Source organism: Halodesulfovibrio oceani subsp. galateae (assembly GCF_055397225.1).
On record NZ_AP042453.1, the window covers coordinates 972,377 to 984,059 of the forward strand.

At 45.4% G+C, this 11,683-nt stretch carries 10 protein-coding genes; 7 read left to right on the plus strand and 3 right to left on the minus strand.

Going from position 1 to position 11,683, the window contains the following annotated elements; all coding sequences use genetic code 11:
- Positions 1–39: 39 nt before the first annotated feature.
- Both ACZ5V1_RS04320 and ACZ5V1_RS04325 read left to right on the plus strand, forming a co-directional pair.
- The gene (locus ACZ5V1_RS04320) at positions 40–231 is read left to right on the plus strand and encodes a hypothetical protein (protein ID WP_464390778.1); all 192 of its coding nucleotides are present in this window, start codon (positions 40–42) and stop codon (positions 229–231) included.
- Entirely contained in the window at positions 218–1,600 is a 1,383-nt protein-coding gene (locus ACZ5V1_RS04325; RefSeq protein ID WP_464390779.1) for an amidase, read from the plus strand. Before ACZ5V1_RS04320 ends, ACZ5V1_RS04325 begins: the two co-directional genes overlap by 14 nt.
- Before the next feature lie 234 nt (positions 1,601–1,834).
- On the opposite strand, the gene nadB is transcribed toward ACZ5V1_RS04325, so the two are convergent.
- The 3 genes from nadB to nadC form a co-directional block, all read right to left on the minus strand.
- Positions 1,835–3,418, minus strand: coding sequence for an L-aspartate oxidase (gene nadB, locus ACZ5V1_RS04330; protein WP_464390780.1), 1,584 nt, complete (start codon positions 3,416–3,418; stop codon positions 1,835–1,837).
- Positions 3,419–3,450: 32 nt separating this feature from the next.
- On the minus strand, positions 3,451–4,485 hold the full coding sequence (nadA, locus tag ACZ5V1_RS04335) for a quinolinate synthase NadA (protein WP_464390781.1): 1,035 nt from the start codon (positions 4,483–4,485) through the stop codon (positions 3,451–3,453).
- 211 nt (positions 4,486–4,696) lie between these two features.
- Complete coding sequence (gene nadC / locus ACZ5V1_RS04340; protein WP_464390782.1) at positions 4,697–5,572, minus strand: carboxylating nicotinate-nucleotide diphosphorylase; 876 nt, start codon at positions 5,570–5,572, stop codon at positions 4,697–4,699.
- Positions 5,573–5,732: 160 nt separating this feature from the next.
- On the opposite strand from nadC, the gene mgtE reads away from it, so the two are divergent.
- The 5 genes from mgtE (at position 5,733) to ACZ5V1_RS04365 (ending at position 11,673) form a co-directional block, all read left to right on the plus strand.
- Complete coding sequence (mgtE, locus tag ACZ5V1_RS04345; protein WP_464390783.1) at positions 5,733–7,118, plus strand: magnesium transporter; 1,386 nt, start codon at positions 5,733–5,735, stop codon at positions 7,116–7,118.
- Positions 7,119–7,528: 410 nt separating this feature from the next.
- A complete protein-coding gene (locus ACZ5V1_RS04350; protein WP_464390784.1) occupies positions 7,529–8,470 on the plus strand; it encodes a phosphatidate cytidylyltransferase in 942 nt (313 codons plus the stop codon).
- A gap of 11 nt (positions 8,471–8,481) precedes the next feature.
- The gene (locus ACZ5V1_RS04355; protein ID WP_464390785.1) at positions 8,482–9,123 is read left to right on the plus strand and encodes a lysophospholipid acyltransferase family protein; all 642 of its coding nucleotides are present in this window, start codon (positions 8,482–8,484) and stop codon (positions 9,121–9,123) included.
- A 42-nt stretch (positions 9,124–9,165) separates the two neighbouring features.
- On the plus strand, positions 9,166–9,816 hold the full coding sequence (locus ACZ5V1_RS04360; protein ID WP_464390786.1) for a CDP-alcohol phosphatidyltransferase family protein: 651 nt from the start codon (positions 9,166–9,168) through the stop codon (positions 9,814–9,816).
- Positions 9,817–10,353: 537 nt separating this feature from the next.
- Entirely contained in the window at positions 10,354–11,673 is a 1,320-nt protein-coding gene (locus ACZ5V1_RS04365; RefSeq protein WP_464390787.1) for a serine hydrolase domain-containing protein, read from the plus strand.
- Positions 11,674–11,683 lie beyond the last annotated feature (10 nt).

Below are 11,683 nucleotides of genomic sequence, written 5' to 3' on the forward strand. Positions count from 1 at the left end.
CGGAGAAAAGCAGTTTCCTAAATTTACGGAGCAGTGATTATGAGTTTAGAGCCGTATACAGCAGAACTAATAGCCGAGATGGCAAAGCGTGAGAATTTACCTTTGCCTGTTGAACAGCTGGAAACTGTGGCTGGAAATCTGACGTACATGCGAGCCCAGATTGCCGTTCTTGATACTGTTATGCTTCAAGATGAATATCTGGCTTGGAGGGATGAAGATGCAACTGTATGAGTTGTCCCTTACCGAAGCAATTGACGAGCTTGAAAGCGGCACGATGTCACCAGTGGAACTGACAAAGTCTGTCCTTGAACGTATTGCTCAAGTTGATGATATTATCGGGGCATATGTCACCGTGTTTGCGGATCAGGCACTTAAAGACGCGCGTCAAGCTGAGGCTGAGCTGGTTGCTGGAAAAAGGCGCAGTGCCTTACACGGCATTCCGATCGCTTTGAAAGATTTATTCGATATGAAAGGAGTGGCGACGACCGCCAGTTCGAAAGTTCGCAGTACCCACATAGCAACAAAAGACGCGTATGTTACTCGAGCCTTGCGTGATGCAGGAGTGGTGTTTCTTGGTAAGACTCATGCGCATGAATTTGCCTTTGGTGCGATGACACCGCAAACCGGCAATCCTTGGGAGTTGAATCATTCTCCGGGCGGTTCAAGTGGTGGGTCTGCAGCAGCTGTGGCGTATGGCGGAGCACTGGCCGCGACAGGTTCGGATACAGGCGGGTCAATTCGAGTTCCTGCAGGGCTATGCGGAGTTGTCGGGCTTAAGCCGACTTACGGTCTAGTGCCGCTGGATGGTGTTGTTCCTTTATCTCCTTCGCTTGATCATGCCGGACCGATTACGCGGACGGTTGCTGATGTGGCGCCCATAATGGATGCTATAGCCATCCCCCAATTAGTTGGGCATAGTTTTGGTTCAAAATTGGGAAGGGGCGTATCTGGGCTACGTGTGGGAGTGCCGTCGAATTTCTTTTTTGACCAGATTGATTCGGAGATAGAAGAAAGTTTGCGGGAACACTTACGTTCATTGGAAGCATTGGGTGCCGAACTGATTGAAGTCGCCGTGCCGTTAACGGATGCTATTTTGCCTACTCAATGGGGTATTGTGATGCCGGAAGCAGCTTCGGTTCATGCCGAGCCAATTCGGAAAACGCCACAACTGTATGGTGATGATGTAAGAGATTTTCTTCAGGCTGGTAGCTTGTTATCGGCGCAGGATTATCTTAAGGCCAAAAGAATGCAAGCTGCGTTGCGCAGGGCATGGAGTGCAATGTTCGAGCATATTGATGTGCTTTTTGCTCCTACAAGTCCTATGGTTGCGCCGACACGGGATCAGAAGACGTTTCTATGGCCTGACGGGCAGGAAGAGAGTGTTCTCGAAACACTTATTCGGATGAATGCTGCGGCAAACCTTGTCGGATTCCCCGCATTGAGTGTGCCTGCCGGGATTCATTCTTCCGGTTTGCCTTTTGGTGCTCAATTGATAGGCCGTCCATATGATGAGGCCAGTCTGCTACAGATAGGGCAAGTGGTCGAAGGATTAAGTGAAAATGATTCGCTACGCGTTTTAATCTCCACGACCTTTTTTTAGAGTTCAGAATAAAATTTATGGGATTTTCGCCGTAAAATGGTATAAAGAACGATCTGGGCTCGTAAATAAAAAATTTGGAAGGGGGTCTGGGGGAAACTTTTTTAAAAGTTTCAGCCCAGCCGTCGGAGACAAACAAAAACAAAACGTCACTAAAAAAACAAAAAAGCAACATCCAAAGATGTTGCTTTTTTAGTACATAACTCATTCAAAACAAAACGGGGTATACTGGTAGGCTTAGTCTGCTCTGTAGTGGCAGCCTATGCTTTTAGTATTTCTTTTCGCTGCCATGGTAATGATATACGCGGTAAGGCAGCCATGGAAAAGATCGATAAGTCTTTTAGAGAGCGGCGTGCTCTTGTAGAAATTATGCAGGTGTTTGGAAAGATCCCTCATATCCTCATGAGCGCGATTCAGGCGCTGAGAGGTACGAGTAATGCCTACATAGTTCCACATTGTGTTACGGATTCTGCTCCAGTCTTGCGCGATAAGAGCAGGGTCGTCGTTATGGTCATCACCGAGTGAGTTCCAATCTGGAACGACGTCACGCAATTCCTGAGTGATGTTAATGTGCGCACGTTCTTTAATATGCTGAGCAGCAGTATCTGCCCATACAAGTGCTTCGAGCAGTGAGGTTGATGCAAGGCGGTTAGCGCCATGCACACCAGTGCAGCTACATTCACCCACAGCGTAAAGACGCGCAACGGTGGTTCTACCGTGTTCGTTGACCAGAATACCGCCACAGCTATAGTGAGCAGCCGGTACAACCGGTATAGGCTCTTTGCGAATGTCGACACCAAGTTCAAGACAACGCTTGTAGATGGTAGGGAAGCGGGACGCAAGATCGTGCTTCATTTCCATTGTATCTAGGTAGACACAGTCGTCGTCATTTTTGAGCATTTCATCCACGATAGCGCGAGCAACAATGTCACGCGGTGCTAAATCAGCACGTTTATCGTAGTTAGGCATGAAGTACTCACCCTTGGAGTTCATAAGCTTGGCACCTTCGCCGCGCATTGCTTCCGTAATCAGGAATTTTTGCCCGGAGTGGTGGTGGAAAGCTGTAGGGTGGAACTGAACAAATTCCATGTTGTGGACTGTTGCACCGGCACGGAACCCCATTGCTACACCGGAACCGATGGAGCCTTGCGGGTTTGTTGTGTGCAGGTAAATTTGACCGATGCCGCCGGTGGCAACAATGGTGTAGTCTGCTAACATGGTTTCAACGCGCTCTTCGTCTTCATTGTAGACGTAAGCACCTATGCATTCGTTCTCCAGCTCATACATGAACTGAGGGTTGTCTGCATGGTGGTGGCTTGTGAGCAAGTCGATAGCTGTTCTGTTCTTTTTGACGGTAATGTTCGGATGCGCCGTGATTTCACGAATCAATCCGTCCATAATGGCGCGACCTGTGTAGTCTGCACAGTGCAGAATACGCGGTGCGTCGTGTCCGCCTTCTCTGGTTAAATCCCATTCGCATTCGGAAGGTGCCTTTTGTCTGGCAAAAGGAATTCCGAGGCGTTTAACCAGAATGTCTTCCACAGTATGTGGCCCTAAGGTCGCAATACTGTGAACAGCTTTTATAGAGTTAAAGTTGTGTCCGGCAGTAAGAATGTCTTTTTCCAGCCGTTGGCTATCGTTATCATTTGCTTTAAAAACGATTCCGCCTTGGGCAAGAGGAGAGTTGCCGTGATCCAGAGAAGAACTGCATGTAATAAGTGTACAATGTACACCTTCGTCAGCAAGGCGCAGGGCAGCGGTACAACCGGCAATGCCGGAACCAATGACGAGCACCGTTGTGTAGTGACGGATATCACTCATTACAACATCCTGTTAAGCTTAAGAAAAAATAACTAAGCGCAGGCGATCAGCATACGTTCTAATGCGATTTTTGCGTCCTCGACAAGACCCGCTGGAATTGTAACAGGCTTAGCTGTACCGTTCTCAATAGCTTCAAGTGTTTTGAGCAACTTAGGCTCTGTCACAAGTGCCATGTGTGAACAGGTTGATTCCAGCAATGGGAAGATGTTCTTTGACCCCTCGTACTGGTCGGCAAGGCGCTCAACGAGGTTAAGCTCGGTACCGATGGCGATGTTAGAACCTTCCGGTGCAGCTTCAACGTACTTAATAATAAAGGATGTTGAACCGGCTGCGTCAGCTTTTCCGATAACGTCCGGGGCAGCTTCCGGATGAATAACAATCTTCACATCTGGGTATTTGGTGCGTGCAGCTTCAATCTGACGTTCGTTGAAACGAGCGTGAATTGCGCAGCAGCCAGGCCACATGATGAGTTCAGACTTGCTTACGGCGTCCATATCGATCTGGGAGCCTTCGCCTCTGATATTCAGGATGTGCCATTTCTCTTCAGGAATACCGATAGTTTTTGCGGTGTTACGCGCAAGGTTTTTATCTGGAAGGAAGAGAACACTGTCGCCGCGCTCCATAGCCCAGCGCACCATTTTTTCTGCGTTAGCAGAAGTGCAAACAGAACCGCCATGCTTGCCGCATACTGCTTTAACAGCAACGGAAGAGTTAACGTATGTAAGCGGAACAATTTTGCGACCGGATTCTTTAATGCGGGTAAGTACTTTGTCTACAAGAGTGTATGGAGCCATTTGAGACATAACACAGTTGGCATCGTCTTCCGGTAAATATACATTCTGCCCTTCATTAGCGAGCAGCGCTGCTGATTCGCCCATGAAATACACACCGCAAAAAACAATGTGCTTGGCATCAATGGTTGTAACTTTACGTGCAAGTTCGAGAGAATCGCCAGTTAAGTCAACGTGGCGTATTACGGCATCATTCTGGTAATGATGACCCATAATAATAAGGTCTTCACCCAGTTTTTCCCGAAGCTCGGTAATTCTTTTTTGATACTGGTTCATTATCTATTCTCCAGATTCAGTTTGCGACAAAATAGTACATTGCAGCGCACCCATAGGGTACTTGTTTCCGTACGGCTTGAAATTGTGCCTACGGCTGACGTGCGTTATTTTGAAAAAACAAAAAAGTTACATGCTATTAACTGTGCATGCATACTGGTTTTTTCTCATACACTGCATTGCACAGGGCTGTTTCAATCTGTATAATGAGGACTTATTCGCTTACAAGCATGCTGAAATCTGCAATAGGAGCAGAATGGGTCAATCTTCCGACAGATATGTAATCCGGTCCAAGGTCAGAAGCAAGAGCAATACTACGAATTGTTTCGAGTGTTACGCCGCCGCTGGCTTCGGTTTCAATAGATTCAGGAATATGTTTAAGTGCTTCCTGAATCGCGGGAATGTCCATATTGTCCAGCATAATTCTGTCTGCATGGCAGGCAACGGCTTCGTGTACCTCTTCCATGTTACGACATTCAACTTCAATTGGAGGACACGGAGAATATGTTGCGCGCAGTTTTTCTACCGCAGCAGTCATATTGCCCGCAAGGTCAATATGGTTGTCCTTCAGCATGAGCATTTCTGTTAAATCTTTACGGTGGTTCTGCCCGCCACCCATAAGAACAGCATATTTTTCCGGATAACGCAGGCAAGGCAAAGTCTTGCGCGTATCCAATAAGGCAGTGCCGGAACCTTTAAGCTGATCAACATACAGCTTGGTCAGGTTCGCAATGCCAGAAAGATGTGTTATAAAATTAAGTATGATACGTTCTGCTTTTAGCAAATGACTCGCATCGGCCTTAATAGTTGCTACTACGGTTCGGTCTGGAACAAGATCGCCTTCATCGGTAAGGGCGTTCCATGACCATTCCGTATCAGCACAAGCGTCCATGATAAGCGGAATAAGCGGAAGACCAACGACCAGCGTGTCTTCTTTGCTGATAATCTGCGCAGATAACGTATGACCTGGAGGAAAAATTCCTTCCGAGGTCAAATCCGGCCCATCTTCGTCTAACGCAAGTTTGATAGCGCTATTCAGGTGGATTCGGGCGTTATTTTGAAAAAATGAGTCAAATTTTTCTGTATGCATGGATTGTGTTATTGACCCTCTTAATGGTAGAGGCACAAAGCCAAGTGGGTGGGGGTCGTTCCATCCCTCTTAGGCGGTGTTTAGGTGGCTGCGACAGTTTCGTCAAGCGGTCTTGACAAATGATAAATTTCACACGCTCGTGGGTCTCAGGTGGTAGAGCATGACTGATACAAAAAAGCAGCATGACAAACAAGATGGATTCGAGAAAGCTTCTGAAGAAAATAAGGTAGTTACGTCCAAAAAAAACTGCCGTGATGAAGTGAAGGCGATTTCCTCAGGCGAGTTTGCCCACCCGGCAGATGCCGCTGATCATATAGAAAATCTCTCCATTGAGAAGCAGGTTTGTATGATGGAGCATCTTTCTACCGAAGATGCTGCTGAAACTCTTGCCGAAATGGAAGACCGTGCCCAGACGGATATTATTGAGAACCTCGACGTTGACGTGGCTGTTCGAATTCTTTCGGAGATGTCACCGGATGATGCGACTGACGTTCTTGATGAACTGGATGAAGAACATAGGGATGTATTGCTTGAACGGTTAGAAGACGACGATGCGGAAGAGATTCGTAATCTGCTCGCTTTTGATCCGGATACTGCTGGTGGTATCATGAACACCGAGATTATTATTCTCGGGCAGGAACTCACCGCAGATCAAGCCATTATGCACATTCGTCGTGAGATGGAAGATAAAGAGATTCCATACTATGCGTACCTTGTGGACGACGCTGAACGTCTTGTAGGTGTGCTTTCCTTACGTAACTTGCTTCTGTGCCGTCCCGGTACTGTTCTTGAAGAAAAACTTTCCGATCAAAGTCTTATTTCTGTTCTCTTTGATGAAGATAAAGAGAACGTAGCGCATATTTTGTCCCGTTACAACTTCATGGCATTGCCTGTTGTGGATTACGAAGGCAGACTGCTCGGTGTTGTTACCTATGATGACGTCATCGACATTATTCATGATGAAGCTACAGAAGATATGCTCGGCATGGTTGGTGCGGGTCAGGACGAAACCGTCGATACCCCGTGGCTGGAATCTGTAAAGGTTCGCCTGCCGTGGTTGTTTATTAATATGTTGAACTCCAGTGTGTCTGCGTACGTAGTCTTCCTGTTTGAAGGCTCCATCGCGCAAATGGCAATTCTTGCTGTACTTATGCCGATTGTAGCAAACCAAGCAGGAAACACAGGTCAACAGGCGCTTGCTGTTATGATTAGACAGCTGGCAGTAGAGCGGTTTGACCGCGGAAAAAGCTGGAAGGCAGTACTGCGTGAAGCTAAAGTAGGGGCGTTGACCGGGCTTATTGTAAGCCTGCTCGTCATGCTGGGAGTATTCCTCTTTACCCAGAACCTGCTACTTGCTCAGGTCATGGCTGCTGCTCTAGGGTTGGATATGCTGTTGGGCGCACTTGCCGGTGCATCCATACCGCTGATCCTTAAAGAACTTGGACGTGACCCTGCTCAGGCATCAAGCATATTTTTAACCGCGGTAACCGATGGATGTGGCTTCCTTATCTTCCTTGGTTTAGCGACAATGTTTATTGTACATTAGACGATTATTTTAGAGCAAAAAAGTTAAACGCCCCGATGAATGTATTCATCGGGGCGCTTTTTTGTTTTTTAATGTGCGTAAGGATATTTCAACGAGGTCTATATTGATGTTGTATGTGCGAGCCTTTTGTAGCTACCACTGAAAAAAGTCTTTTTAAATGCTTTTGTTGATGCAACACAACTTCAATATGAAAAAATTGGATATAGTACATTCATATAAATAAAGTTTTACAATATGCGCAGGATTGTATTGCCTTAAGTGTGAGCTTTGCTGCAACGAAGCGGTATGTAAGAAAAAACTTTACATCAGAAGTCGTCTGCGATTACTTTTTGATATAGCTTTTTGAATAAAAAAACGATGTGAATCTGTAATGTTGAACTTTGTTACACACTATTAGTCAGGAAATCACAATGCCTTCAATCAGTTTTGATCCCGTTGTAATTTATATGCTTAGTGGAATTTATCTTATTTTGTTTTTTGCCAGCTGCATCACGTGGATACTTGGAAAAAAGTATCCTGAAAAATCGTTTACTGAACTGAAACAACGTGTGCGGTCATGGTGGATAATGGTAATGGTGTTTTCTTTTGCTATGTTACTTACCCGTACAGTATCAATCGTATTCTTAGGGTTTGTAAGCTTTCTGACCCTTAAAGAGTATTTTTCCATTATTCCTGTGCGCAGGGCGGATAGAAGAGTACTTTTTTGGGCGTATCTAGCAATTCCGATACAGTTTTATTTTGTATCCATAGGCTGGTACGGCATGTTCCTCATCTTTATTCCAATCTATTTATTCCTATTTATTCCGTTCAGAATGGTGCTTATCGGGGATACTAAAAACTTTCTTCAAGCGGCAGGAACCACTCACTGGGGAGTTATGGCTTTTGTTTTCAGCCTCAGTCATGTTTCGTATTTGTTGATGCTGCCTCCAGCTTCCAATGCAGTTGTCGGCGGAGCGGGCATGATGCTGTTTCTTGTCTTTTTGACGCAGGCTAATGATGTTGCCCAGTACATTTGGGGTAAGCAATTTGGGAAACATAAAATTATTCCGAAAGTAAGTCCGAATAAAACTTGGGAAGGATTTGGCGGCGGGGTACTGACAACAACTGTGCTTGCTTTGGGGCTTTCCCCTTGGCTTACTCCTATGGCATTGCCTATGGCGGCAGCAGCAGGTGTTCTCATCAGCTGTGCAGGTTTTGTTGGTGATGTAACTATTTCTGCTCTCAAGCGTGACTTGGGTATAAAAGACAGTGGGACGATGCTTCCGGGGCATGGCGGAGTTCTGGATCGTGTGGACAGTCTTATCTATACCGCACCGCTATTTTTCCATTTTGTATACTACTTCTATTATTAGGGTGAGAACAAATGAAATCGCTCCTACAGCTATTCTTTTATAGAGGAATTGTCCGGTTTGTAGTGCTTATTGTTCTCGGGCTTAATGTTCGCCATAGAGAACGCCTTCCGAAGAAAGGGCCAGCGCTATTTGTTGTAAACCACAATAGCCACATGGATACGATGGTACTCATGTCTTTGCTTCCGGCAAAAATGCTTTCTAAAACAAGGCCTGTTGCGGCGTGGGATTACTTTATGCGAAATCGAATCCTAAGCTGGTTTGCTGTGAATATTGTTGGCATTTTGCCCATTAAGCGACAGCGGTTGAAAGGTGAATCGAACCCCTTGGAACCGTGCATAGAAGCATTGGGTCGCAATGAAGTGCTCATTTTTTACCCTGAAGGCAGCAGGGGTGAGCCGGAGCAGATGACAAGTTTTAAAAGTGGTATAACAAAGCTCGTAGCAGAGTGTCCCGATGTGCCAGTTATTCCGATATTTATTCATGGAGCTGGAAAGGCTTTGCCAAAAGGTGAGGCACTTCTTGTACCATTTTTCTGTGATGTTTTTATTGGTAACAAGCTTACATGGGGCGGTAACCGCAAAGAGTTTATGCGCACGTTGGAAGAAGAGATGACAACGCTTTCTGCTGAAGGTGGGTTTGCGCCATGGGAATAACCATATTTTCTTTTACTTATTAGATATTGGATAATTACACATATGAAAGAAGAAAAAATATTGAATCGTCGAGTTCTTAAAGTTCGTGATGCGCGCTATGCAAGGAAAATTGCTAGTTGGCTTAGTGGTAAATCCGTTACTCCGAATCAAATATCTTTGGCTAGCATTGGTTTTGCTGCCTTATCTGCCATATGTTTTTCTGCATGGCGAGATACTAGCGTGATCATGCCGCTGCTGGCAGCATTATTTATTCAAATGCGGCTGCTCTGTAACTTGTTTGATGGCATGGTCGCAGTAGAAGGGAAGAAAAGTACTGCATCCGGTGAACTGTTTAATGATGTTCCGGACAGAGCTGCGGATGTGTTAATTCTTGTTGCGGCGGGATACTCCATAATGGGCGTAAGCTGGGGTGGAGAACTGGGGTGGTTCGTAGGTGTTCTGGCTGTGCTGACAGCGTACGTGCGCACTTTAACAACATCAATGGGTGTTCCAGCAGATTTCCAAGGCCCCATGGCAAAGCAGCATCGCATGGCTTTACTTACTGCGGGGTGTATTCTCGCTTCGTTAGAACAAGTTTTCTTTGATTCAAATAGCATAATCCTGCTAGTGCTCTTAGTAATGGTGGCTGGTTGTATGGTGACATTGTATCGTCGCTTGCGCCATGCGTATTTGTTTTTAGAAAAAAGTGAATAGTTCACTCTTTCTATTTTACGATAGAAGAAAGAACCTGTTGAATTGAAATAGAGTATGTGACGCGATAACCATGGATGTGTTTTCCTTATCTTTCTTGGTTTAGCGACAATGTTTATTGTATAACGTATCTGATTATTCCAAAGTTTAAAAAAGCGCCCCCGATGAATGTATTCATCGGGGGCGTTTTTTTATGCGTATCTATCAATAAACAAAGAGATACCGTTCAAATAGCAAAGGTCGTGGCATGGGCAAGTATGCGAATGAGAGATAAATCGCTTGCGGCATTTTTGACACAAAGGAAAATTCTAGTATTCTAAAAGTAGGCTCTTGGCTCTATTGGTCATCATTTATTTATCGGCAGCTCAGGCAGAATGAATTTGCCTGTTAACTAGAGATGTTGGTTGAACTCGACATAGCCATATTCGAGATAGCCATATTTGATATAGCTAGGTTCAGCATAGCCACACACAAGATTGCCAGTAACGAGGAGCCAGCTGTTTTTTGAAATTGTTCAGATACGTCAGGAGAATTTTTCTAATGAAAACCAAAATGATTGTAGTGGTAATATTGCTGGTGTGTTTCTCGCTTGCTGTTCCCGAGGCTAAGAGTACAGGGCAAGCTCCAAAGGGTACGTCACAGTTGCCAGAACTGGCAAATCCTACTGGGCAAGCACCAATGGATGCACGTTTTTTGCCTGCAATGGTTGATGAGTTGCGAGGTGATCCATTTTCAGATTTTGGTCGTAGTTGGCAAAATGCACCCAGCAATGCCTTTGTATATCAGCAAATAAGCCGAGCCTTTCCTACAGCTGTTGTTTGGAGGGGAGATAAGAAAGAAGTATCGTTCGAATATGACATACAGAATCTCCGAGGCATTACCTTTGAAAATTTGTTAGGTAAAAAAGAATCGCTCGGGAAATTGCTGGATCGAACCTATACAAATGGTTTCTTGGTACTCAAGGACGGTAAGATTATCACTGAGGCGTATTTTAATGGCCTTGCTCCGCACGTCCGCCATCACCTGATGAGTGTTTCCAAATCGATGACGAGCATTCTTTTTGGTACCTATGTTGATGAAGGTAAGATCAAATTGAATGAATTGGTCACTACCTATATACCGGAACTGGTAGGCACTTCATGGGATGGCGTGAAGGTTGTTGATGTTTTGGATATGCGTTCAGACGTTCAATATAGAGAAGAGTTTGATAATCCGGTTGCTGAAGTTTGGATGCATGAGGCAGCCGTCGGGTGGCGAAATGTTGGGCTAGGTAGACCTGCAACCAACCGCCAGTTCCTTACTGCAATGAATAAATATGAAAAGCCTGATGGCCTTTTCCATTATCGTTCAAGTGAAACAGACATACTTGGATGGATAATGGAGCGTGTAACGGGGGTCGGGGCAGCAGAATTAATGAGCCAACGAATTTGGAAGAAGCTGGGCGCTGAAGAAGATGCCCAGTGTATGGTTGATAGAGAAGGTGCCAGTGTTGTGATGGGTGGTTTTGGTGCGACACTGCGCGATATGGCTCGTTGGGGACAGATGGTCGCTAATGGTGGTCGTTTTGACGGCCAGCAGATTGTTTCTGAAGAGTGGATAGAAAGACTTCGCCAAGGAGACCACAACGCCTTTAAGAATTATTACAAGATGCTCCCTAAAGGCGCTTATTCAGGACAGTTCTGGATAACAGATAACAAGCGAAAAATTATGTCAGCGTTGGGTTACGGTGGCCAAATGGTTTATATCGATAAGGACATTGATTTGGTCATAGTTAAGTTTTCAACTTGGGATACACCTAACTATGATTACGCCATAGATACATTCAGGGCTTTCGAAGCGGTTTCAAATTATTTCCGATAGAAACGCAGTT